Origin of the sequence: Ruegeria sp. B32, assembly GCF_025141855.1 — a bacterium.
In the GTDB taxonomy this organism is placed as follows: Bacteria; Pseudomonadota; Alphaproteobacteria; order Rhodobacterales; family Rhodobacteraceae; genus Ruegeria; species Ruegeria arenilitoris.
The window spans coordinates 486,458-508,394 of sequence record NZ_CP081106.1; the positions used below are offsets into that span (position 1 = coordinate 486,458).

Genomic DNA, 21,937 nt, shown 5'->3' on the forward strand with positions numbered 1-21,937 from the left:
TTAGTTGAGCGTATTTTTGTAGATCACGCCATCCTTCATGATCAGGCGGATGGTCTCGGGGCTGTCAGGCCGCGGATCCGCACCGAACAACTGATCGCCTGTACCCACGACCGAGAAATCTTCGAGCGGGTTGCCGTCGATCAGCAGGATGTCTGCATAAGCGCCTTCCTCGATCACTCCAAGCTTACCGGCGGTGTAGGGATTGGTGAAATCGCCGGACAACTGGGCGATCTCGCCTCCGATCGAGGTCAGTGTGACCATTGACTGATAGGGGCCGAAGAATTCGTTGTTCAGGTGTTTTTCATACGCGATCTGGATGTTGCAGGCTTCGACTGTGCCTACGCAATCTGTCTGGAACCCGCGCTTGACCGGGCATTCCTTCATGTTCGGGATGTAGTTCTCGAAAGTCGCCGAAGCCGAGATTGCCTTGGCAAGGCTCGATGGTTGGTTCTTGACCGCCGGAATATCCAAAAGGCCGGGATCGAACGCTGTGAGATTGGTCGTGATATACGCGCCCATTTCGTTCATCTTTTCAGCGATTTCGCAGTCGAACGAAAATCCGTGTTCGATGGACATCACGCCCGCGTCGAGCGCACCCAGAATTGCTTCCTTCCGATAAGAATGCGCCATGACATAGCTGCCATATTCATTCGCGACCTGCACGGCGGCTTTGATCTCTTCTGGCGATCCGGCCAGCAACTGCCAAGGGTCGAAGGCCGAAACGACACCGCCCGATTGCATGAATTTGAGCTGGGTCGCGCCCATCCGGAAGTTGTTGCGTCCGAATTTGTAAACGTCGTCAACGCCGCTGATTTCCTGTGCCATGTTCAGGCGGCTGAAATTGGTGTCCGTCCCCGGAGGTGCAGTGAAGTTGCCAAAGTCGGCGTGGCCTCCACGAGTGCTTAGAAAAGCGCCCGACGGATAATAGCGTGGCCCTGGAATCTGACCCGAGTCTATAGCCCGGCGAAGTCCACCGTTGGCCCCGCCTGCATCCCTGACCGTTGTGAAACCCTGCATCAGATACATTTCGGCCATCCTTGTGGCATGGATTCCGAAATCCTCCCATGTCGAATTGGCTTCCATGGCGCTGAGACTTGGCCCCATCAACATGAGATGCGCGTGGTTCTCGATGAACCCGGGTGTCAGTGTGCGCCCTTCACCGTCGATAATCGTGGCGTCTGGGGCGTCGATCGCTTCGGTCGAAACCGTTTTGATCAGATTCCCTTCGACCAGAACACTGGCGTTTTCGATGCGTTGTTCGCTTGTGCCGTCGAAGACATGCACGTTGGTGAACAGTGTTTGAAGTGGTTTTTCATCTTGGGCCGCCGCCGGCCAAGCGAGACTGAGGGCACAGGCCACTCCAAGGTATAGACGTTTCATCACTGTTCCTCCCGCTTGTGCCTGTTTGGCTATCATAATCCTAGATTTGAATATGATAGGGCCGGCGATCCAAAGTCAAACCTGCGGGGTCGACAATTGGAGAGGGGAACAGGCCGTTTGGCCAAACCGCTTGATGCAGACGGGTGGCATGAGGGTATAAGCGGCAGTCGATGATAACCGCGACTGGCCAAGCGGACGCGGCCAAAGGCCCAACTCGAGGATTTCAAGGAAGTGGTAGCGGAGGAGGGACTTGAACCCCCGACACGCGGATTATGATTCCGCTGCTCTAACCAACTGAGCTACTCCGCCACGGTGAGAGGCGATTTAAGGGAGGGGCCGAAGAGGGTCAAGAGGGAAATGCCACGAAATTGCGGGATTCTTCATCCGGCCGTGTTGGCGGGTTTCGACGGCGATTGCGAAGCGTTGGCCACGCGGCGGACGAACTCTGCGCAGGCCTCGGGTGCGGTCAGAGGGATCATGTGGCCGCGGTTCTCGAGCTGTTCAAAGCTCAGCCCGTATTCCACCATCGGTGCGCCTTGCTGGCTGGGTGACAGGATCGGATCTTCGGCCCCGTACAGGATGCCGCCCCCTACCTTCAGTTCGTGGTAGCGTTGGGATTGGGCATCGATGCTGGCGTCCACGCCCGCCAGATCCTGCGATCCGGTGATATAGGCTGACGGGCGCAGCCCCAAGGCGCCACCGGCGCGGTTCAGGAAATCACTCGGGGCCGGTTCAGGGGCGAACGCCTCGCCGATCACATGCGGCGCCGTGGTTTTCGCCAGGGGAACAGCGATCGTGTTGGCGATCAGGCTGCGCAGCCATTCGGTCCGGATCTCCAACGCCTTGAAGATGGCGGGTGTGCTGGGTACCCGATGTGTGAGCGGGGCCAGCAGGGCCAGCGCCCGAACCCGCTCAGGATTGTCCAGCGCCATGGCGAGCGACACCGCGCCCCCGAGCGAGTGTCCGACCAGAATGGCCTGCGATACGCCCTTGGCTTCGAGGAATTCGTGGACCATCCGCGCCTGTTCCGGCAGGGTGGCCAGCCGCGCGTGGTCGCGGGTCGAATACCCGCACCCGGGCCGGTCAACCGCGATGACGTGAAAGTCGTCGGCCAGAAGGTCGGTCATGGCATAGGTGAAGTGCTGCAACTGGCCGGTCAGCCCGTGGATCAGAACCACCGTCTGCTTCTCTGGATCGCCCTGTTCGACATAATGGATCGAACCGCCATTCACCGGCAGGATCTGCCCGGGCTGAGGCACGGTTTGGGCTCCCAACCGCGTCAGGCGCCGGGTCCACAGATGCATCAGGATCAACGCGGCGCCGATGATCAGCGCAATGGTCAGCAGGGTGGTCATGTCGGCGGTCCTTTGGTCTGGGCGGGATCAACGGGATGGTAATGCTCGAGCCCGGCCTTCGCCAGACGTTTGCGGAATTCCGAAACTGTGCCGGGCCACAGCGTCGTATTGCGCCCCTGTGCGTCCTGATACCACGAAGTGCATCCGCCGGCCTGCCAGACACTGTCAGTATGTCGTTCCTGCATTTCACGGGTGAAGTCGGCCTGCCGGTCAGCGTTTGGAACAATCGCGGGCAGACCCGCGCGCCGCATCTCCTCCAGCACCCGGCCGATATGGGCAACTTGCGCTTCGATCATCAGAACGACCGAATTGTGACCCAACCCGGTATGCGGACCCAGCAGGATGAAAAAGTTGGGAAACCCGGCAATGGCGGTGCCCAGATTGGCCTGCATGCCGTCGGCCCAGGCGTCTTGCAGGCTCAGTCCGTTCGCGCCGCGGATATCCAGCCTTTGGACCGCGTCCGTCACATGAAATCCTGTGCCCCAGATCAGAATGTCGGCCGCCGTCCGACTGCCATCGGTCGCGATGATCTCGGATCCTTCGATCCGCTCGACCCCATGCGGGATCACGCTGACATTGTCGCGGGCCAGTGCCGGGTACCAGTCGTTCGAGCTGAGGACGCGCTTGCAGCCGATCCGGTAGTCCGGTGTCAGAATGCGGCGCATCTCGGGGTCGGATATGGCCTCCTCCAGCCCTTTGCGCCACATCTTCATGGCAAAGTCGACCGCGCGTTTTTCGCCGCGAAATACGCGGTGGCGGAATTCGAACAGCCAGTAGATGAACTGCCTGCGGATGCGCGGCAGCAGCGGAATGCGGCGATAGAGGTGCCGGACCCAGGGCGCAATCGGCCCGTCGGGACGCGGCAGAACGTAAGGCGCGCTGCGTTGGAAGATGGTGACATGGGCGGCGGATTTGACGATTTCCGGCACGAACTGAACGGCGGACGCGCCGGTGCCGACAACTGCTATGCGTTTGCCCTGCAGCGGAATCGTGTGGTCCCATTGGGCCGAGTGGAATGCCGGACCCGGAAAGCCCGCTGCTCCCGGGATCTCGGGAGTGCTGGGGATGTGCAGGGCGCCGATGGCCGACACCAGGAACCGTGCCGTCCACTGCGCGCCGCCGGTCGTCTCGACCTGCCAATGCGTGCCGTCCCAGCGGGCCGACTTCAGTTCGGTGTGGAAATGGCACAGATCGTACAGCCCTTCGTCACGCGCAACGCGGCGCATGTAGTCCCAGATTTCGGCCCCGCCTGCATAGGCTCGGGTCCAGTCCGGGTTCGGATGGGTGGCCATCGAATACAGGTGCGAGGGCACATCGCAGGCCACGCCGGGATAGGTGTTCTCTCGCCATGTGCCGCCGATGTCGTCGGCTTTTTCAAGGATCGCGATGTTGTGGATGCCGCGTTTGCGGGCTTCGATCGCCATGATCAGTCCCGAGAACCCGGCCCCTACAATCAGCATGTCGATGTCGTGGGTCATGCCTGCACCTCCTCCCAAAGGTACAAGGTCAGGATAGGGTCAAACCGCGTTTCAGGAAAACCTGCCGTGGGGTCAGTCTTGGTTCAGATCCTCGGGCAGGGGGCGCGGCAGTTGGTCCAGCAGGCGGAACACCTGCGCGCGACAGGCCGGGCCGGTCCAGTCCGGCGGGCAGAAACTGTCGGGCAGGTCGGGTAGACGCAGAACGACGCGCCGCCACCGATGCACGATCAACGTGCGCAGCGTGGCGATCTGACAGGGCGTGGGCTCCCAACTGGCCGGGCGGCCTTGGGACACGTGGCGCACGGCCTCGTGCAGGGACCGGCAAGCCGCGCGCAGATCTGGCGGGAACAGTTTTTCATGCACCCATCGCGGAACCGAGCGGGCGGTGACCTCAAGGATCAGCAACTCGTCCTGGTCCACGGGCGGTGACCCCGGTCCCAACGCGATGTTGCGCCCGATCGGCGTGTAATCGTGGCTGAGCAGGATGTCTTCCAGCAGCCGGGTGCCGGTGCCATCCTCGGCGATCAGCAGGTGCAGCGGCGTATCCGGCGCAGGGTCACGCGCATAGATGCGCGGCGTGACCCGGGCCGATTGCGTGCGGCCATATTCGGTCAGGAAATGCATCGAGACGCGCCCGACCCGGTCGCTTTCGATCCAGCCATCCTTGCGCAGACGGTGCAGGGCCACGCGGATCGCCTCGGGCTTGATGCCCATCGGTTCGATGATGCGGCCCAGCGCCCCGCCCGATATCTTGGCGCCACGCTCCTGCGCCATGTCGCCGAACAGCGACACGATGATCGACCAGACCCGCTGATTCTGCGGGTCGGCCAGTTCGGCCACAGCCTGAGTGAACCACGGATGCGCGTTGGTCATGCGCCCAGTCTATCCGGCCCGGCTGTGCAAGAAAAACACTTTGCCGCGCGCTCAGTAGGCGTTCATGGTCAGCAGTTCATATTCGGCGACCTTCTCGTCATCCTGATTGGTCAGGGTCACGTGCCAGCGCATCTCGCCATATTCGTCGGTGCGGCGAGTCTTTTGCTTGACCGTCAGGCGGACCTTGATGCTGTCGCCGGCCACCACCGGCTTCATGAAGCGCAGGCCGTCCAGCCCGGTATTGGCCAGCACCGGCCCTTCGTTCGGCTCGACGAACAGGCCGGCGGCAAAACTCAGCAGCAGATAGCCATGCGCCACCCGGCCCGGAAAGAACGGGTTTCTGGCCGCTGCGTCCTCGTTCATGTGGGCGTAGAATGTGTCGCCGGTGAAATGGGCGAAATGTTCGATGTCGTCCAGCGTGATGGTCCGGGGCGCCGTGTGCAGCGTCTCGCCGATCTGCAGTTCCGTGAATTTGCGGGTGAAGGGGTGCGCGGGGCCTTGGATCTCGGGCGCGCCGGGGATCCATTTCCGGCCGATCGTCGCCAGCATCCGGGGCGAGCCCTGCAGGGCCGTGCGCTGCATGTAGTGTTTCACGCCGCGCACGCCGCCCATCTCTTCACCGCCGCCGGCGCGGCCGGGGCCGCCATGAACCATGTGCGGCAGGGGCGAGCCATGGCCGGTGGATTCCTGCATCGAGTCGCGGTCGTTGATATAGATCCGCCCGTTGAAGGCGGCAGCGCCCATCACCACCTGGCGCGCGACCTCGGGGTCATGGGTGATCAGCGAGGTGACCAGAGACCCCTGGCCGCGATTCGCCAGCGCGATGGCGTGGTCCAGATCGCGATAGCCCATGATGGTCGAGACCGGGCCGAACGCCTCGGTGTCATGCACGTGCCGGGCGGCGTCAGGATCGGCGCAGTAAAACAGCATTGGCGGCACGAAGGCGCCTTTTTCGGCATCGGCGCCGACCACCTCGAACGCGTCGGGGTCGCCGAATACGCGCTGTGCCTCCTGCCCGATGAGGCTGGCCTTGGCCAGAACGTCGGCCTTCTGCCCGTTTGAGACCAGCGCGCCCATACGCGTGCCGTCCAGCCGCGGATCACCGATCGTGGTCTGCGCCAGCTTGGCCGAGATCGCGGCGATCAGCGCCTCGACCTGCGCCTCGGGGGCGATGATGCGGCGGATAGCGGTGCATTTCTGCCCGGCCTTCGTCGTCATCTCGCGCACGACTTCCTTGACGAACAGGTCAAATTCGGGCGTGCCGGGTGCCGCGTCGGGGCCAAGGATCGAGGCGTTGAGGCTGTCCTGCTCGGCCACGAACCGCACCGAGTTGGTCACGATCACCGGGTTCTGCCGCAGCTTCATCGCGGTGTCGGCCGAGCCGGTAAAGCTGACCACGTCCTGACAGGTCAAATGATCCAGCATGTCGCCCAGCCCGCCCGAGACCAGCTGCAGTGCGCCGTCGGGCAGGATGCCGCTATCCAGCATGATCCGCACGGCCAACTCGGTGACATAGCAGCTGTTGGTGGCCGGTTTCACGATCGCCGGAACCCCGGCCAGCAGGGTGGGGGCCAGTTTCTCCAGCATGCCCCAGACCGGGAAATTGAAGGCGTTGATATGCACCGCGACCCCTTGCAGCGGGGTGCAGACATGCTGGCCCAGGAAGGTGCCGTTTCGCGACAGTTGCTCGACATCGCCATCCAGATAGACATGGCCGTCGGGCATCTCGCGCCGCCCTTTCGAGGCAAAGACGAACATGGTGCCGATACCGCCGTCGATGTCGATCAGGTGATCCTTCTGCGTGGCGCCGGTTTCAAAACTCAGGTCATAGAGCGCCTGTTTGCGTTCCGACAAGGCCTGCGCCAGCGCCTTGAGCATCTTGGCGCGTTCATGGAACGTCAGCCGGCGCAGGGCAGGCCCGCCCACATCGCGGGCATGGGCCAGCATCGCCTGCACGTCCAGCGCGTCGTTGCCAGCGGTGGCAAAGGGCTCTCCGGTGATGGCCGAGGCGATGGTGCGGGCCCCGGCGCCGGGCGCAACCCACTGGCCCGCGGCGAAACTGGAAATCTGTTTCAGAGACATGAAATGCTCCTGTATTGGGGCCGCCTTGCGCGGCGAAATGTGCTCAGTGACCCAGCGCGCCCATCTGTTGCGGCAGGTATAGAACCACGATCGGAACCAAAACGATCAGCGCCAGGCGGAAGATGTCGGCCACCCAGAATGGGGTCACGCCGCGAAAGATCGTTCCGGTCGAGACGTCGCCCACCACGCCTTTCAGGATGAACACGTTCAGGCCCACCGGCGGGGTGATCAGCGAAATCTCGGTCACCACCACCACGACGATGCCGAACCAGATCGGGTCATAGCCCAGCGAGGTCACCAGCGGGAAAAAGATCGGAACCGTCAGCAGCAGCATCGACAGGGATTCGAACACGCAGCCCAGGATGATGTAGATGCCCAGGATCATGAGGATCACAACGAAAGGTGCCACGTCATAGGCGGTGACCATGGCGATCAGCGCCTCGGGCAGGCCGGCCAGGTTGATGAAGTTCGAAAAGATCTGCGCGCCGATCAGCACCGCGAACAGCGCGGCGGCGGTAAAGCAGGTTTCCTTCAGCACCTCAAAGGTCGATCCCACGGTCAGCCCGCCGCGGAACAGCGCGATCAGAAAAGCCCCGGCGGCGCCCATGCCTGCGGCCTCGGTCGGCGAAAAGGTCAGGTTCAGTGGTTCGAAATCGAACACGCCATACAGCCCGCCGATCACCAGGAAGAACAGCAGCAGCACCGCCCAAACGGACCCCAGCGCGCTGATGCGCTCGCCCCAGCTGGCGCGCTCACCGGCCGGGCCGGCCTCCGGGTTGCGCCACACGGTCCAGCGCACGGCGAACAGGTAGAACAGGATGCCCAGAATGCCGGGGATGATGCCGGCCATGAACAGCTTGCCGATCGAGGTTTCGGTCAGCAGCCCGTAGATGACAAGGATGACCGAGGGCGGGATCAGGATGCCCAGCGTGCCGCCTGCGGCGATCGAGGCGGTCGACAGTTCGTCGGAATACCCATAACGGCGCATTTGCGGCATCGCGACTTTGGACATGGTCGCGGCGGTGGCCAGCGACGATCCGCAGATGGCCGAGAACCCGCCGCAGGCCGCGACTGTCGCCATGGCGATGCCGCCACGCATGTGACCCAGAAAGGCGTTGGAAACCGCATAAAGCTCGCGCGCCATGCCGCCCTTGTTGACGAACAGGCCCATCAGGATGAACAGCGGCACGACCGACAGGCCGTAATCCTGCGCGGTATCGGTGATCTGGCGGCCGACCATCGACATCGCGGCCTTCAGCCCGCGCTCGTCAAAGATCGAGCCGCCGCGTTCATAGGCAAAACCCAACGTGCCGACCAGCCCCATGGCAAAGACGATGGGCAGGCGCATCAGCACCAGTATCAGGACAAGGGCAAATCCGATGAGGGCAGCGGTCATTGAGTGGATTCCGTCAGGGTCTTGGGGGCAAACAGGTGCAGCAGTCCGGTGATGATCATCACCACGGCGGTGATCGCCACCGACGCAGTGATGAACCAGCCGACGAGGTAGGTCGGGATGCTGAGGTATTCGGTGACATCGCCATAGTCGCGGGCGCGTTCGGCCAGTATCCAGACGCGCTGGACCGGCCAGTACAACATGACGCCGCTGATGATATAGATCACCGCGTCGCGCAGCCGGCTGAGCCGCAGGCGGTGGAAGATACCGTCGGTCAGGTCCACGGCGATATGCCCGTTGGTGACCGAGATGATGGGCAGTACCGAGAACACCAGAATCGCCATCAGGATGCGCGTCAGTTCGGTGGCGGCCTCGATCGGCGCGTTGAAGACCGACCGCAGGATCACGTCGCAGAAGGTCATCACCATCAGGATGAACAGGGCCGTGCAGGCGACGATCACCGGCAGGACGCTGGCGCGCCGTACAAGCTGGATGAGAGGGGTCATCGGTTGGCTCCGGAAGGGGCTGGGTGGGGGCGGCCAGTGCCGCCCCGCATCAGGGATCAGTTCGAGGACATTTCCGACTTGATCATGTCATAGGCGGCTTGCGCATCGACGCCGGCTTCGTTGACTTCGGCAATAACCTTGGCGCGCACGTCCTCGGCGATCGTCGAGAATTTCTCCATGTCCTCGGCAGCGGCTTCGTGGATCGCATTGCCCTCGGTGCTTTCGGTCGCTTCACGGCCGATGGCGTCGATCTCGTCCCAGATCTTGCCGATCTCGCGGCTCAGCGGTTCGCCGAACACGTTTTCTTCCAGCGCTTTCTGGATGTCCTCGGGCAGGTCGGCGAAGGTGTCCTCGTTCATGATGAAGGCAAACGACCCGCGATACAGGCCGCCCGGCATCTCATAGACGTTCGGGGCCACTTCGGTCAGCTTGAAGCCCTTGCGCGATTCGAACGGCATGACAACGCCGTCGGCGGCCTTCGAGGCCAGTGTTTCATAGACCTTGGGGGCCGGAACCTGGATGCCGGTCGCACCCAGTGCGGTGCCCACATCGCCACCGACGCCACCGGGGATCCGCACCTTGAGGCCCGAGATCTGGTCCATCGAGGTAACCGGGCTGCTTGTGTGCAGCTGGGCGGGGCCGTGGGTGTGCAGGGCAATGACCTTGACGCCGCGGTGTTCGTCGGCGGCCTTCAGGTATTTGTCGTAAGCGCGCCAATAGGCGACCGAGGCGGCCTCGGCCGAGCCTTCATAGCCCGGCAGTTCGATCAGCTTGGTCGTCACGAAGCGGCCCGGCTGATAGCCGTGGAAGATGATCGACGCATCCGCCGCGCCATCCATGATCAGGTCCATCTGAGCCGGGGGCGGGGCGATGCCCAGCTTCAACTCGGCAGTCACCTTGCCGTCGGTGGCCTCTTCGACCATCTCGACAAATTTGGGCCACATCTTGGCGTTGATCCCGTGGGTGGGCGGCGCCCAGCTGGAAATCGTCAGGGTGTAATCCGCCGCAAATGCCACGCTGCCAGACACTGCCAAGGCAGCCGTCGCCAACAGCGTTTTGATCCCGTTGAGTTTCATGACTGGTTTCCTCCTCCAAAACATGAGTCACAAATGCGTTAATGGTCCTTTTTGTAACCATCAACCGGCCGAAAGCCCGGATTCGGCGCTTCGTCGGAGAAATTTATTGACCAACCGTTCGGTTAATGCAAGAAGAATATCGAAACGAATGCAAAGCGAGCGGCCCATGAGCGATACGATTCTTGCGCAGCGGCGTGGAAATTATGTGGAAATCACTCTCAACCGCCCTGATCGCCTGAACAGTTTCACCGAGGAAATGCACCACGCCCTGCGCCGCGCCATCGAAGGCGCGCGCGATGAGGGCGCGCGGGCGATCCTGCTGACCGGGGCCGGCCGCGGGTTTTGCGCGGGGCAGGATCTGGCCGATCGCGACCCGTCGAAAATGGACGGCCCGCCGGATCTGGGCCACACGGTGCGCACCTTCTACGCGCCGCTGGTGCGGTTGATCCGGTCGCTGAACTTTCCGGTGATCTGCGCGGTGAACGGGGTGGCCGCGGGCGCGGGTGCCAATCTTGCGCTGGCCTGCGATATCGTGCTGGCCGCCGAGTCCGCGAAATTCATCCAGTCCTTCGCCAAGGTCGGGCTGATCCCCGATACCGGCGGCAGCTGGCACCTGCCGCATCTGCTGGGCGAGGCGCGGGCCAAGGGGCTGGCCCTGACCGGCGAGCCCTTGGCGGCGAAAACGGCCGAGGACTGGGGCCTGATCTGGAAAGCCCTGCCCGATGCCGATCTGATGGCCGAGGCACGCGCGCTGGCCGAACGCTTGTCGAACGGCCCGACGCTGGGCCTGGGTCTGACCAAGCAGACCATCCAGGCCGCCGCGACCAACAGCCTGACCGATCATCTGGAAATCGAGGCCGACGCCATGAAGACCTGCGGTGAATCCGCCGACTATGCCGAAGGCGTCGCAGCTTTTCTGGAAAAGCGCAGCCCGGAGTTTCGGGGCGAATGAGCATGACGCCGAAAGAACGCGCCGAAAAGGCCGCCGCTGCGATGTGGGCGCAGGACCATGCCTCGAAATGGGCGGGGATGGAACTGGTCGAGGTCGACGAGGGCACCGCGACACTGGCGCTGACCGTGCAGCAGCACCATTGCAACGGGCACGGGATCTGCCATGGCGGCGTGACCTTCATGCTGGCCGACAGCGCCTTTGCCTTTGCCTGCAACAGCCGCAACCAGTCGACCGTGGCCCAGCACAACGTGATCAGCTATGTCGCGCCGGGCCGGCTGGGCGACCGGCTGACCGCCCGCGCGACCGAGCAGAGCCTGACCGGCCGCAGCGGCATCTATGACGTGACAGTGACCAACCAGGACGGTCAAAAGATCGCCGAGTTCCGGGGCTTTTCCCGCGCGATCAATGGCACCCTGTTTCCAGAAACTTGAGGTGAGGAGGACATCATGAAGGATCTGACCCCGAACAAAGCGGATCTTGACCCGATCGAGATCGCGTCGATCGATGAAATCCGCAGCTTGCAGTTGGACCGCCTGAAATGGTCGCTGCGTCACGCCTATGACAACGTGCCGATGTACAAGCAGCGGTTCGACGAGGCCGGGGTACATCCCGACGATCTGAAAACCCTGGCCGATCTGGCCAAGTTTCCCTTCACCTACAAGAACGACCTGCGCGACAACTACCCGTTCGGTCTGTTTGCCGTGCCGCGGGAGCAGATCATCCGCCTGCATGCCTCGTCCGGCACCACGGGCAAACCGACCGTGGTGGGGTACACCAAGGCCGATATCGACAACTGGGCCGATCTGGTGGCCCGCAGCCTGCGCGCCAGCGGTCTGCGCAAGGGCGACATGATCCACAACGCCTATGGCTATGGCCTGTTCACCGGCGGCCTGGGCGCGCATTACGGGATCGAGCGTCTGGGTGCCACGGTCGTTCCCATGTCCGGCGGTCAGACCGAGAAGCAGGTGGCCCTGATCACCGATTTCAAACCCGACGGCATCATGGTCACGCCGTCCTACATGCTCAACATCCTGGAACAGTATCACAAGGTCGGAATGGACCCGCGCGAAAGCTCTCTGTCGGTGGGCGTGTTTGGGGCCGAGCCCTGGACGGATGCGATGCGCAAAGAGGTCGAGCAGGCCTTTGACATGCATGCCGTCGACATCTACGGCCTGTCCGAGATCATGGGGCCGGGCGTCGCCAACGAATGCGTGGAAACCAAGGACGGCCCGGTCATCTGGGAGGATCACTTCTACCCCGAGATCATCGACCCGCAGACCGGCGAGGTTCTGCCCGACGGCGAAATGGGCGAGCTGGTCTTTACCACGCTGACCAAGGAAGGCCTGCCGATGATCCGCTACCGCACCCGCGACCTGACGCGGCTGCTGCCGGGCACCGCGCGTTCGATGCGGCGGATGGAGAAGATCACCGGCCGCAGCGACGACATGATCATCCTGCGCGGGGTCAACGTCTTCCCCAGCCAGATCGAGGAACAGGTCATGGCCACCGGCGGCATCGCCGCGCATTACCAGATCGAGCTGTACAAATCCGGCCGCATGGACGCGATGCGCGTCTATGTCGAGGCGATGCCCGACGCGGCCGATGAGCTCAGCAAGACCGCCGCCGCGCGGATGCTGACCAAGCGGATCAAGGACATCGTTGGCGTTTCCACCGAGATCGTTGTAGGGGACCCCGGCGATGTCGAGCGCAGCCAGGGCAAGGCCAAGCGCGTCGTCGACAACCGAGACAAGGAGTGAGGTTTGGCCCGTACGATTGCAAAAGATCACGACCAGAAACGCGCCCAGATCCTGAAATCGGCGGCGCGGGTCTTTGCCCGCGAAGGCTTCGACCGCGCCTCGATGACCCAGCTTGCGCGCGAATGCGGGATCTCGAAGGCCAACATCTATCACTACTACGACAGCAAGGACGCGATCCTGTTCGACATTCTCGAGACCTATCTGCGGGAGCTGCGCGACCTGATCTGCGGGCTCGAGATGGACGGCCTCAGCCCGCCCGAAAAGCTGCACCGCGTGGTGGCCGAGATCCTGCTGGCCTATCAGGGCGTGGATGACGAACACCGGGTCCAGACCAGCGGCATGTCGGCTCTGCCCGAGGATCAGCAGCGCCTGTTGCGCGGGTATCAGCGTGACATGGTGAATTTCCTCAGCGCGATCCTGTCCGAGGTCGCGCCCGACGTGTTCCAGGGCGACGGGGCCAAGCTGCGGTCGGCCACGATGTCGGTCTTCGGCATGCTGAACTGGTACTACATGTGGAATTCCGGCGCCGATGCGCAGGCGCGCCGGGACTATGCCGCGCTGGTCAGCAACCTGACCCTGTCGGGCGTCAAGGCGCTGTAGCACCGGTTCTGCCGGCATTGTGATTTGGCTTTCGCGGGTGTCCCGGCGTTTACTTGCGGTCGGAGGGCGCCATGCAAAAACCGGAACGGTTCGACAAATTCTATTTCGCCAAGGTCGGGATGGGCGAGGCCTGCGGCTGCGCCGAGCGCATCATCGACGTCTATGAATTCAACCGCAAAGCGGGTGCGCGTGACGCGGGCACGGGCAAGCTGGCCCGGTCAAGGCGTCGCGGCCTGCGATCGCTTGCCCTGAAATACGGCCTGATCAGCCGCCCCAGCGGGCGGTGATCACGGGGTGCGCAGGCCCAGCCGCGTGACGACCTCTGCGGCCTCGGCCAGCCAGCGGTTTTTCAGTTCGACCCCCGAGGCCCGGCGCAGGCCCATCTGGCGCAGCTTTTCCATCCGCTCGGGGTTGCCCGCTCCGAAACCTGCGGCCACCCGGGGCCACCAGTAATCGACCGATTCCTGCATCGCCGGCGCCGCGCCCTGTTCCAACAGCTTGACCGCGCCTTCCAGGGCCAATTCACCGTGATGCGCCTCGATCGGGGCGATAGCGCGGAACGCCTCGGCCAGCGGCTGATAGGACACCAGCGCGAACTCGGCCAGTTGCACGCCCACGGCCCGGCTCATCAGCAGGTTCATCACCACCGCATCGGTCCAGCCTTCGATCGGATAGTTGAAGACCGCAAGGCGCATGTCATGTTCGCTGCGCGTGGCCCCGATATCGGCGGAACGGTTCAGCCGTGCGGTCCACGGGTGATGCGTGGCATAGCGGTCGGTATCCGCGCCGAACTCGCCCATGATCTTCAGAACGCGGTCGGCATTGTCGGTCTTTTCCAGAACGATCTTCGCCGCCGCGATACGTTCCTTGATGCCCGGGCCCTGGTTGATGATGTCGGCGAACCCCGCCGCACCGGCCAGTTCGCTGTCGACGAAGGTCGCCATCAGCTTCATCAGTTCGGCCCGGTATCGGGGTGGCACGTTGGTCGGGTTGGTCAGAACGCCGCCTGCGGCCAGGTAGCTTTCGATGCTCATGTCTTCGGCCATGGTCCCTCTCCCTTTACTGGTCGTAATCGACGACGACATTGTCGGTCAGCGGGTAGGCCTGGCAGCTGAGCACATAGCCCTTCTCGACCTCGTAATCCTCGAGCGCGTGGTTGGCCACCATTTCGACCTCGCCTTCGATCACCTTGCAGCGGCAGGTCGAACAGACCCCGGCCTTGCAGGCATAGGGGGCGTCCATCGCGTTTTCCAGCGCCGCATCCAGAATGGTCTGGTCCTTGGGCATGGTGAGGGTCTGGCTGGCGCCGTCCAGCGTGACGCGGGCCTGAGTCTGGTTGGCCTGTGCAGCCGTTGCCACATCGCCATGCTTGCGTTTGGCACGGCCCGGTTGGGCGCTGGCGAACAGCTCGAACTTGATCTGGCTGTCATTCAGCCCGTGTTCGCGCAACGCCTCGGCAATGCCCAGCATCATCGGCTCGGGGCCGCAGATGAAGGCGGTGTCGGTGTTTTCGACGTCGATCCAGTGCTGGAACAGTTCGGCGCATTTTCTCTTTGTCACCAACCCGGTGAACAGGTCGATCTCCTGCGCGTCGGTTTCCAAGATATGGATCACGTTCACGCGGCCCATATACTGGTTCTTCAGGTCTTCCAGCTCTTCGCGGAACATGATCGTGTTCACGCCCTTGTTGGCATAGACCAGCGTGAAGCGCGCATTCGGCTCGCGTGCCAGCGTGGTCTTTAGGATCGACAGCACGGGCGTGATGCCCGACCCGCCGGCAAAGCCCAGGTACTGCCGATGCGCGGCCGGGTCCAGCGGTGTGTGGAAGGCCCCCATCGGCGGCATCGCCTGCAGCCTGTCGCCCACTTTCAGCTCGGTGTTGGCCCAGGTTGAAAAGGCGCCGCCCTCGACCCGTTTGATGCCCACCTGCAGAACGCCGTCATCCTTGCCCGCGCAGATCGAGTAGGAGCGGCGCAGCTCTTCCCCGTCAAATTCGCGGCGGAAGGTCAGGTACTGGCCCTGAACAAAGTCGAATTCCTCGGCCGCGCCGTTCACCGGTTTCAGCGTGACCACGACCGCGTCGCGGATGGTCTTGTGGATGTCGGTGACTTCCAGATCGTGAAAACGTGCCATCCGGTCCTCCTCAGATGCACTTGAAATAGTCGAAAGGTTCCAGGCAGTCGGTGCAGCGCCAATGCGCCTTGCACGGAGTCGAGCCGAACTGGCTGACCTTTTCCACTGCCGTGCTGCCGCAATGCGGACAGCGGTCGGGTCCGCCCGCGGGCTGGGGCGGTGCGATGCCGTATTCCTCAAGCTTCGCGCGGCCCTTGTCGCTGAGCCAATCGGTCGTCCAGGCCGGAGAGATGCGGGTCTCCAGCTTGATCTTGTCGATGCCGTGGTCGCGCAGGGCGGTTTCGATGTCCATCGCGATGACCGAGGTCGCGGGACAGCCCGAGTAGGTCGGCGTCACGGCAACCTTCAGCGTGTCGCCCTCCCAGGCCACATCGCGCACGATGCCCAGATCGACGACCGAGATCACGGGGATCTCGGGGTCGGGCACGGCGTCGAGCCATTCCCAGACCTGCTCTACGGTGGCACGGTTCATCGGCCTTTACCAGGTTGCGCCCGGATAGGCCCGCTGCAGCCATTGCATCTGGGTCAGCAGATGGCCCAGATGTTCGGTATGCATGCGCCCGTCGCGGCCGCCCTTGTGGGCAAAGCGGCTGTCGGGAATGGTCAGGGTGGCCTCGGTCAGCACGCGCCGAACCAGCGCGTCATATTCCTCGCGCAGGCTGGCGGGATCGGGGGCGATGCCCGCGTCGGACATCTCGGCATCGACCTCGTCGCTGGCGAACATCTCGCCCACATACGGCCAGAGGTAGTCCAGCGCCTCCTGCATGCGCCTGTGGCTTTCTTCGGTCCCGTCGCCCAGTCCGACCACCGTGTCGCTGGACCGTTCCAGGTGATAGGCGACCTCTTTGCTGGCCTTCTCGGCAATCGCCGCGACCCGGTCGTCGGACGATTTCATCAGCCGGCCCAGCATGATCGAGTGCCACGCATCAAACAGGAATTGGCGCATCAGGGTGCGGCCGAAATCGCCGTTGGGCACCTCGACCAGCAGCACGTTGCGGAAATCCCAGGCGTCGCGCAGAAAGGCCAGATCGTCGGCGGACTTGCCTTCGCCCTGAACCTCTCCGGCCAGGCCCAGCCACATCTGCGTCTGGCCGATCAGGTCCAGCGCGGTGTTGGCCAACGCGATGTCTTCCTCCAGCACCGGCGCGTAGCCGCACCATTCGCTGACGCGATGGCCCAGGATCAGCGTGTTGTCCCCCATCCGCAGCAGGAATTGCAGGAATGCTTCGTCGCGGGTCATCACATCGCCCCCACTTCTTCGGGGATGTCGAAAAAGGTCGGATGACGGTAGACCTTGCTTTCGCTGGGCTCGTACAGCGGGCCCTTGTCGCTGGGCGAACTGGCGGTGATGTTGTTGGCCTCGACCACCCAGATCGAGACGCCCTCGTTGCGGCGGGTATAGACGTCGCGGGCGTTCTTGATCGCCATTTCGGCATCGGGCGCGTGCAGCGAGCCGACATGGCGGTGGCTCATGCCGTGCTGGCCGCGGATGAAGATTTCCCACAGGGGCCATTCGTTTTTCATCAGGTGTCCTCCTATCGGGTGGGTTATTCGGCTGCGACCTTGCGGGCGCGTTTCTTGCGGGCATGTTCCAGCAGACCGTCACGCACCCATTTGCCCTCGTCCCAGGCCTTGTTGCGGGCGGCCAGGCGGTCGGTGTTGCAGGGGCCGTTGCCCTTGATCACGTCAAAGAATTCCGACCAGTCGGGCTGAGTGAAATCGTAATGCCCGCGCTCTTCGTTCCATTTCAGGTCCGGGTCGGGGATGGTTAGGCCCAGATACTCGGCCTGCGGCACGGTCTGATCTACGAATTTCTGGCGCAGCTCGTCATTGGTGTTGATCTTGATCTTCCACGCCATCGACTGGGCCGAATGCACCGAGTCCTTGTCGGACGGGCCGAACATCATCAGTGACGGGTACCAGAACCGGTTCAGCGCGTCCTGCGCCATCTTGCGCTGTTCGGGCGTGCCCTCGGCCATCTTGCGGATCGCGTCATAGCCCTGGCGCTGGTGAAAGCTTTCTTCCTTGCAGATGCGGATCATCGCGCGCGAATACGGCCCGAACGAGGTGCGCTGCAGCGGCACCTGGTTCATGATCGCCGCCCCGTCGACCAGCCAGCCCACCGCGCCGATATCGGCCCAGTTCAGCGTGGGATAGTTGAAGATCGAGCTGTATTTCATCCGCCCGTCCAGCAGCATCTCGGTCAGTTCGTCGCGGCTGACACCCAGGGTTTCGGCGGCGCAGTACAGGTACAGGCCGTGCCCGGCCTCGTCCTGCACCTTGGCCAGCAGGATCGCCTTGCGTTCCAGCGTTGGCGCGCGGGTAATCCAGTTGCCTTCGGGCAGCTGTCCGACGATCTCGGAATGTGCGTGCTGGCCGATCTGGCGGATCAGCGTCGCGCGATAGTCGTCGGGCATCCAGTCCTTGGGCTCGATCTTGATGTCGGCGTCGATCTTGTCCTGAAAGGCGCGTTCCTGCTCGGTCATTTCCTCGCGGGATTTGACGCCTGTTCCTGCCGTCTTGATCATCTGAGCGTACATGTCGGGTCTCCTCCCTTACACGCGTTCGAGAATAAGCGCGGCGCCCTGGCCTACGCCCACGCACATGGTGCACAGGGCATAGCGCCCGCCGGTGCGGCGCAGCTGATAGGCCGCCGTCATGACCAGCCGCGCGCCGGACATGCCCAGCGGATGGCCGATGGCGATGGCACCACCATTGGGATTCACATGGGGTGCGTCATCGGCCACGCCAAGTTCACGCAGGGTGGCCAGACCCTGGGCCGCGAAGGCCTCGTTCAATTCTATCACATCCATCTGCTCGATGCTCAGCCCCGTGCGGGCCAGCACCTTGCGGGTGGCCGGGACCGGGCCGATTCCCATGACCCGAGGCTCGACCCCCGCGACCGCCATGCCCACGACACGGGCCATCGGGGTCAGGCCGTTCTTCTGCGCGGCAGCTTCGTTGGCCAGCAGAATGGCCGCGGCGCCGTCATTGACGCCCGAGGCATTGCCTGCCGTCACCGTCTTGTCCGGCCCGTTGACGCCCTTCAGGCCTGCCAGCTTTTCGGCCGTGGTGCCGGGGCGGGGATGTTCGTCGGTGTCCACCACCAGCGGGTCGCCCTTGCGCTGGGGGATGGTGACGGGGGTGATTTCCTCGGCAAAAACGCCGGCCTGATGCGCGACCGCCCAGCGGGCCTGGCTGCGGGCGGCAAAGGCATCCTGATCGGCGCGGCTAACGTCATAGTCCTCAGCCACGTTGTCGGCGGTCTGCGGCATCGAATCCGTGCCGTACATCTGCTGCATCTTCGGGTTCACGAACCGCCAGCCGATCGTGGTGTCATAGACCGCGTTGGCGCGGGAAAAGGCGCTGGTGGCCTTGGGCATCACGAAGGGCGCGCGCGACATGCTTTCGACGCCACCGGCAATCGCCATGTCATAGTCGCCCGCCTTGATGGCCCGCGCGGCCATGCCGACCGCATCCATGCCGCTGGCGCACAGGCGGTTGATCGTGGTGCCGGGCACTTGAACCGGGAAGCCGGCCAGCAGGGCGGCCATGCGCGCCACGTTCCGGTTGCTTTCGCCGGCCTGGTTGGCATCGCCCAGGATCACGTCATCCAGGCTGGCCCAGTCCACCTGCGGGTTCCGCTCTTTCAGCGCAGCCAGCGGGATCGCGGCCAGATCGTCGGTGCGAACCTGGGACAGGGCCCCGCCATAGCGTCCGATCGGGGTGCGCTGTGCGTCGCAGATGAAAGCGTCCATGCGTCAGAACCTCGTGTCTTGCGTCCGGGTCAATAAGTGACCGCTTGGTCGGGTAATACGCCCGGAAGCGATTCGCGGCAAGGAAAATGTAACGCAATCGTGCGCCAAATCGAAATTCGGTAACGTATTTGTGCCGACATGAGAAAACCCGCACGGGGGCGGGCGATCTCGATCTTCGGGGCAGGAACCGACTAAAGCTGACCGGCTTCGGTCAGAACCTTGCGCGCCACGCGAAAGCACTCCAGCGCCTGCGGGACGCCGCAATAGATGCCGACGACATGGATGATCGCCCGAATCTCCTCCTTGCTGACGCCGTTGTTCAGGGCTCCGCGACAGTGGATCTCCCACTCGTGCATCTTGCCCAGGGCGCCGATCATCGACAGGTTCATCATCGAGCGGGTCTTGGGGTCGATCACCTCGTCCCCCCAACCGAAGCCCCAGCACCAGGCTGTCATGGCCTCCTGAAATGGGCGGGTGAAATCATCCGCCGCGGCCAGGTTCTTTTCCACGTATTCGTCGCCCAGCGTCGCCTTGCGCTGCGCCAGTCCCTTCAGAAACAGGTCTTCGTCAAAGATGTCGGCCATCGTCCACTCCGCTTGCATCTGTATCCACCGCCTCGCGCATCCATTGCTGCAAGCGGGCGATCGAATGTTCCGACATTACGCCGCAAGCCGGGTCCAACACCAGCGGGCCGGGGCGATAGCCGCGCGATTTCAGGCCGCGATGCACGCTTTCAACCAGCCGGATGTCTTCTTCGACCGTGGTTTCCCGGTCCTGCACCGCCAGTTGGCGGATCACCGCGCTTTCGGATCCGCCCTCGGTGTACCAGCCGCGCCAGACGGTGCAGTGATCGGCATCCTGCGCGCGCCAGTGATAGGTGTTCAGCACATTGCCGGGATAGCACTGGAACGAGAACATCGGCCACAGAAACCACGACTGATAGTCACCCGCATGGGGCACGGACAGGTCGATGGGATAGGTCATCTTGTCGAGGCTCTGACACTCGGTCGTATGGCGCAGAACGTATCCGCCGCCTGCATCGGGTTGAATGTCATAGGTCTCGGGTTTGACCACGCCGGTGGCAAAGGTCGGGTGATTGGTCGGGCAGTGATAGCATTCCGAGTAGTTCTCGATACTGACCTTCCAGTTGCAGTTTTCGGGAATCTCGACCCATTCCAGCGGCTCAAGATCGTCGATCTGCGGGACAAAGGCGCGGATTTCCGCACGCACGCCGGGGTACCAGTCGTCCATCGGGGCGGCGTCATCGTCGAGGTTGACGAAAATGAAGCCGTTGAACAGCTCGGTCCGCACCGGGGTCAGGCAGATCGCGCTGCGGTCGAAGCCCGGAACCGATTTGATGTTCGGCCCGGCGCGAAGTTGCCCGGTGAGTTCATAGGTCCACGCGTGATAGGGGCAGACGACGACGCGGGTGTTGCCGGCCCCGGTCACCATCTCATGCGCGCGGTGCTGGCAGACATTGTAGAAGGTGCGGATTTCGCCATCGCGCCCGCGGATGCAGAACAGGTTCTGACCTGCGATTTCAAAGGCGAAGTAGTCGCCCGGCTCGCGCACCTGCGCCACATGGCCGGCAAATTGCCAGGTGCGGGCCAGAAGGCCCTGTTTCTCCCGTTCGAATATCGCCGGGTCGGTGTAATAGCGGGCCTCCAACGAGCGGGTCAGCGGAGCGGTCATTCAGGCTCCTCCGCATAGAGGCCAAGTTGGTGCCGGCGGCGGTGAAACCGCTCCACACGCTCGACGATTTCATCGCTGGACAGGGCGACCACGAAAGACAGAAGCGTCTCAAGCAGCGCGATGGTCGAAACCGATGACGGAAAGAACTGGGGCGTATCGGCGGCGACGACAAACCCATGTTGCGCGTTCAGAATGACCGGGCTGGCGGGGCTGTCGGAAATGCCCACCACGGTCATGCCCTGTTCGCGGGCCAGCTTCACCGCCTCGATCACCTCGGTCCGGTAGGGGTGGCAGGTCATCGCGATCAGCACGTCCTGTTCATCGGCCCAGGCCAGATCGTCCACCGGGGTCGAACCGGGCCGGGGGATGGCGTGGAACTGCTTCATCCCGGTCGAGGCCAGATAGGTAAAGTTGCGCGCGTTCGCGTTGTTGACGCCGACACCCAGCGTGAAAACCTGACGCGATGTCCAGATCGCCTCGGCCGCGGCCTGCAATCGGGTGGCGTCGATCCCGGCGAAGGTTTCCTCGATATTCCGGATCGCGGCCCCGACCATGTCAGCATAGAGGCCGCCCAGCTCGCCGGATTTGCCGATCTCCTGCAGCCAGCGGGCGCGGTCGGGGAACGACACGGTGCCTCGGCGGATGGCGTCGCGGAACGGCGCGCGGAAATCCTCATACCCCTCAAAGCCCACCTGCCGCGCCATGCGCACGAAGGTGTTGGGCTTCACGTTCGCGGCCTCGGCGATCTCGCGCACGGTCGAAACGCCCACATCCGCCGGGTTCTCCAGCACATAGCGGGCGGCCTTTTGCGCCTCTGGCGTCAGGGCATCCCATTCACGGCTAAGCCGGTCAAGAACGGTGTTTGATACATTTGTGTCATTCATGATTGACGATGGTACAAA

At 63.3% G+C, this 21,937-nt stretch carries 23 protein-coding genes and 1 tRNA gene; 5 read left to right on the forward strand and 19 right to left on the reverse strand.

The annotated features are described in order from the left end of the window. From K3752_RS02620 to K3752_RS02660, 9 genes are all read right to left on the reverse strand, one after another. On the reverse strand, window positions 1-1,380 hold the full coding sequence (locus K3752_RS02620; protein ID WP_260064767.1) for an amidohydrolase family protein: 1,380 nt from the start codon (window positions 1,378-1,380) through the stop codon (window positions 1-3). Between the two features lie 232 nt (window positions 1,381-1,612). Then, window positions 1,613-1,689, reverse strand: a tRNA-Met gene (locus K3752_RS02625). Window positions 1,690-1,760: 71 nt separating this feature from the next. Beyond that, window positions 1,761-2,735 (reverse strand): alpha/beta fold hydrolase, encoded by a 975-nt coding sequence (locus K3752_RS02630; RefSeq protein WP_260064768.1) that lies wholly within the window; start codon window positions 2,733-2,735, stop codon window positions 1,761-1,763. Beyond that, window positions 2,732-4,213 carry an NAD(P)/FAD-dependent oxidoreductase gene (locus tag K3752_RS02635; RefSeq protein ID WP_260064770.1) on the reverse strand — a complete coding sequence of 494 codons (1,482 nt, stop codon included), beginning with the start codon at window positions 4,211-4,213 and terminating at the stop codon, window positions 2,732-2,734. The genes K3752_RS02630 and K3752_RS02635 overlap by 4 nt, the downstream gene beginning before the upstream one ends. 72 nt (window positions 4,214-4,285) lie before the next feature. Then, entirely contained in the window at window positions 4,286-5,086 is an 801-nt protein-coding gene (locus K3752_RS02640; protein WP_170339721.1) for a PaaX family transcriptional regulator C-terminal domain-containing protein, read from the reverse strand. 51 nt (window positions 5,087-5,137) lie between these two features. Then, entirely contained in the window at window positions 5,138-7,168 is a 2,031-nt protein-coding gene (gene paaZ, locus K3752_RS02645; protein ID WP_260064773.1) for a phenylacetic acid degradation bifunctional protein PaaZ, read from the reverse strand. Window positions 7,169-7,211: 43 nt separating this feature from the next. Beyond that, window positions 7,212-8,564 carry a TRAP transporter large permease gene (locus K3752_RS02650; RefSeq protein WP_170340272.1) on the reverse strand — a complete coding sequence of 451 codons (1,353 nt, stop codon included), beginning with the start codon at window positions 8,562-8,564 and terminating at the stop codon, window positions 7,212-7,214. Continuing rightward, window positions 8,561-9,067, reverse strand: a complete 507-nt coding sequence (locus K3752_RS02655; RefSeq protein WP_260064775.1) for a TRAP transporter small permease — start codon at window positions 9,065-9,067, stop codon at window positions 8,561-8,563. The genes K3752_RS02650 and K3752_RS02655 overlap by 4 nt, the downstream gene beginning before the upstream one ends. 56 nt (window positions 9,068-9,123) lie before the next feature. Beyond that, on the reverse strand, window positions 9,124-10,143 hold the full coding sequence (locus K3752_RS02660; RefSeq protein WP_260064777.1) for a TRAP transporter substrate-binding protein: 1,020 nt from the start codon (window positions 10,141-10,143) through the stop codon (window positions 9,124-9,126). Between the two features lie 166 nt (window positions 10,144-10,309). Here K3752_RS02660 and paaG point away from each other — a divergent pair, with 166 nt between their 5' ends. The 5 genes from paaG to K3752_RS02685 all read left to right on the forward strand — a co-directional run bounded on the left by paaG (window position 10,310) and on the right by K3752_RS02685 (window position 13,739). Further along, complete coding sequence (paaG, locus tag K3752_RS02665) at window positions 10,310-11,095, forward strand: 2-(1,2-epoxy-1,2-dihydrophenyl)acetyl-CoA isomerase PaaG (RefSeq protein ID WP_222457264.1); 786 nt, start codon at window positions 10,310-10,312, stop codon at window positions 11,093-11,095. 2 nt (window positions 11,096-11,097) lie between these two features. Then, window positions 11,098-11,526, forward strand: coding sequence for a hydroxyphenylacetyl-CoA thioesterase PaaI (paaI, locus tag K3752_RS02670; RefSeq protein ID WP_170438675.1), 429 nt, complete (start codon window positions 11,098-11,100; stop codon window positions 11,524-11,526). A 15-nt stretch (window positions 11,527-11,541) separates the two neighbouring features. Next, window positions 11,542-12,852, forward strand: a complete 1,311-nt coding sequence (paaK, locus tag K3752_RS02675; RefSeq protein ID WP_260064781.1) for a phenylacetate--CoA ligase PaaK — start codon at window positions 11,542-11,544, stop codon at window positions 12,850-12,852. Window positions 12,853-12,855: 3 nt separating this feature from the next. After that, window positions 12,856-13,452, forward strand: a complete 597-nt coding sequence (locus K3752_RS02680; protein WP_005978266.1) for a TetR/AcrR family transcriptional regulator — start codon at window positions 12,856-12,858, stop codon at window positions 13,450-13,452. A gap of 71 nt (window positions 13,453-13,523) precedes the next feature. After that, on the forward strand, window positions 13,524-13,739 hold the full coding sequence (locus K3752_RS02685) for a hypothetical protein (RefSeq protein ID WP_170365208.1): 216 nt from the start codon (window positions 13,524-13,526) through the stop codon (window positions 13,737-13,739). Here K3752_RS02685 and K3752_RS02690 read toward each other — a convergent pair whose 3' ends face one another. From K3752_RS02690 to K3752_RS02735, 10 genes are all read right to left on the reverse strand, one after another. After that, window positions 13,740-14,498 (reverse strand): Phenylacetic acid catabolic protein, encoded by a 759-nt coding sequence (locus K3752_RS02690; RefSeq protein ID WP_170365211.1) that lies wholly within the window; start codon window positions 14,496-14,498, stop codon window positions 13,740-13,742. Window positions 14,499-14,511: 13 nt separating this feature from the next. Then, window positions 14,512-15,585: a 2Fe-2S iron-sulfur cluster-binding protein gene (locus tag K3752_RS02695; RefSeq protein WP_170339742.1), complete on the reverse strand. Its 1,074-nt coding sequence runs from the start codon at window positions 15,583-15,585 to the stop codon at window positions 14,512-14,514. Between the two features lie 10 nt (window positions 15,586-15,595). Continuing rightward, complete coding sequence (gene paaD, locus K3752_RS02700) at window positions 15,596-16,057, reverse strand: 1,2-phenylacetyl-CoA epoxidase subunit PaaD (protein WP_170440437.1); 462 nt, start codon at window positions 16,055-16,057, stop codon at window positions 15,596-15,598. A gap of 6 nt (window positions 16,058-16,063) precedes the next feature. Next, window positions 16,064-16,825 carry a 1,2-phenylacetyl-CoA epoxidase subunit PaaC gene (gene paaC / locus K3752_RS02705; RefSeq protein WP_260064790.1) on the reverse strand — a complete coding sequence of 254 codons (762 nt, stop codon included), beginning with the start codon at window positions 16,823-16,825 and terminating at the stop codon, window positions 16,064-16,066. Next, complete coding sequence (gene paaB / locus K3752_RS02710) at window positions 16,825-17,109, reverse strand: 1,2-phenylacetyl-CoA epoxidase subunit PaaB (RefSeq protein ID WP_005978248.1); 285 nt, start codon at window positions 17,107-17,109, stop codon at window positions 16,825-16,827. The genes paaC and paaB overlap by 1 nt, the downstream gene beginning before the upstream one ends. Window positions 17,110-17,132: 23 nt before the next feature. Continuing rightward, window positions 17,133-18,125 carry a 1,2-phenylacetyl-CoA epoxidase subunit PaaA gene (paaA, locus tag K3752_RS02715; RefSeq protein ID WP_170339747.1) on the reverse strand — a complete coding sequence of 331 codons (993 nt, stop codon included), beginning with the start codon at window positions 18,123-18,125 and terminating at the stop codon, window positions 17,133-17,135. A gap of 15 nt (window positions 18,126-18,140) precedes the next feature. Continuing rightward, a complete protein-coding gene (gene pcaF / locus K3752_RS02720) occupies window positions 18,141-19,343 on the reverse strand; it encodes a 3-oxoadipyl-CoA thiolase (RefSeq protein ID WP_260064792.1) in 1,203 nt (400 codons plus the stop codon). A 191-nt stretch (window positions 19,344-19,534) separates the two neighbouring features. Beyond that, window positions 19,535-19,927: a carboxymuconolactone decarboxylase family protein gene (locus K3752_RS02725; RefSeq protein WP_170357019.1), complete on the reverse strand. Its 393-nt coding sequence runs from the start codon at window positions 19,925-19,927 to the stop codon at window positions 19,535-19,537. Continuing rightward, the gene (locus K3752_RS02730; protein ID WP_170581900.1) at window positions 19,911-21,035 is read right to left on the reverse strand and encodes an aromatic ring-hydroxylating dioxygenase subunit alpha; all 1,125 of its coding nucleotides are present in this window, start codon (window positions 21,033-21,035) and stop codon (window positions 19,911-19,913) included. The genes K3752_RS02725 and K3752_RS02730 overlap by 17 nt, the downstream gene beginning before the upstream one ends. Continuing rightward, window positions 21,032-21,919: a MurR/RpiR family transcriptional regulator gene (locus K3752_RS02735; RefSeq protein WP_260064795.1), complete on the reverse strand. Its 888-nt coding sequence runs from the start codon at window positions 21,917-21,919 to the stop codon at window positions 21,032-21,034. The genes K3752_RS02730 and K3752_RS02735 overlap by 4 nt, the downstream gene beginning before the upstream one ends. Window positions 21,920-21,937: the final 18 nt, after the last annotated feature.

Coding starts and splice junctions, on each gene's coding strand:
- K3752_RS02685 (WP_170365208.1), top strand. CDS start 13,524: ATGCAAAAACCGGAACGGTTCGACAAATTCTATTTCGCCAAGGTCGGG.
- paaZ (WP_260064773.1), bottom strand. CDS start 7,168: ATGTCTCTGAAACAGATTTCCAGTTTCGCCGCGGGCCAGTGGGTTGCG.
- pcaF (WP_260064792.1), bottom strand. CDS start 19,343: ATGGACGCTTTCATCTGCGACGCACAGCGCACCCCGATCGGACGCTAT.
- paaC (WP_260064790.1), bottom strand. CDS start 16,825: ATGACCCGCGACGAAGCATTCCTGCAATTCCTGCTGCGGATGGGGGAC.
- K3752_RS02640 (WP_170339721.1), bottom strand. CDS start 5,086: ATGACCAACGCGCATCCGTGGTTCACTCAGGCTGTGGCCGAACTGGCC.
- paaK (WP_260064781.1), top strand. CDS start 11,542: ATGAAGGATCTGACCCCGAACAAAGCGGATCTTGACCCGATCGAGATC.
- K3752_RS02730 (WP_170581900.1), bottom strand. CDS start 21,035: ATGACCGCTCCGCTGACCCGCTCGTTGGAGGCCCGCTATTACACCGAC.
- K3752_RS02695 (WP_170339742.1), bottom strand. CDS start 15,585: ATGGCACGTTTTCACGATCTGGAAGTCACCGACATCCACAAGACCATC.
- paaB (WP_005978248.1), bottom strand. CDS start 17,109: ATGAAAAACGAATGGCCCCTGTGGGAAATCTTCATCCGCGGCCAGCAC.
- K3752_RS02735 (WP_260064795.1), bottom strand. CDS start 21,919: ATGAATGACACAAATGTATCAAACACCGTTCTTGACCGGCTTAGCCGT.
- paaG (WP_222457264.1), top strand. CDS start 10,310: ATGAGCGATACGATTCTTGCGCAGCGGCGTGGAAATTATGTGGAAATC.
- K3752_RS02635 (WP_260064770.1), bottom strand. CDS start 4,213: ATGACCCACGACATCGACATGCTGATTGTAGGGGCCGGGTTCTCGGGA.
- K3752_RS02620 (WP_260064767.1), bottom strand. CDS start 1,380: ATGAAACGTCTATACCTTGGAGTGGCCTGTGCCCTCAGTCTCGCTTGG.
- paaI (WP_170438675.1), top strand. CDS start 11,098: ATGACGCCGAAAGAACGCGCCGAAAAGGCCGCCGCTGCGATGTGGGCG.
- K3752_RS02725 (WP_170357019.1), bottom strand. CDS start 19,927: ATGGCCGACATCTTTGACGAAGACCTGTTTCTGAAGGGACTGGCGCAG.
- K3752_RS02655 (WP_260064775.1), bottom strand. CDS start 9,067: ATGACCCCTCTCATCCAGCTTGTACGGCGCGCCAGCGTCCTGCCGGTG.
- paaD (WP_170440437.1), bottom strand. CDS start 16,057: ATGAACCGTGCCACCGTAGAGCAGGTCTGGGAATGGCTCGACGCCGTG.
- K3752_RS02650 (WP_170340272.1), bottom strand. CDS start 8,564: ATGACCGCTGCCCTCATCGGATTTGCCCTTGTCCTGATACTGGTGCTG.
- K3752_RS02630 (WP_260064768.1), bottom strand. CDS start 2,735: ATGACCACCCTGCTGACCATTGCGCTGATCATCGGCGCCGCGTTGATC.
- paaA (WP_170339747.1), bottom strand. CDS start 18,125: ATGTACGCTCAGATGATCAAGACGGCAGGAACAGGCGTCAAATCCCGC.
- K3752_RS02690 (WP_170365211.1), bottom strand. CDS start 14,498: ATGGCCGAAGACATGAGCATCGAAAGCTACCTGGCCGCAGGCGGCGTT.
- K3752_RS02660 (WP_260064777.1), bottom strand. CDS start 10,143: ATGAAACTCAACGGGATCAAAACGCTGTTGGCGACGGCTGCCTTGGCA.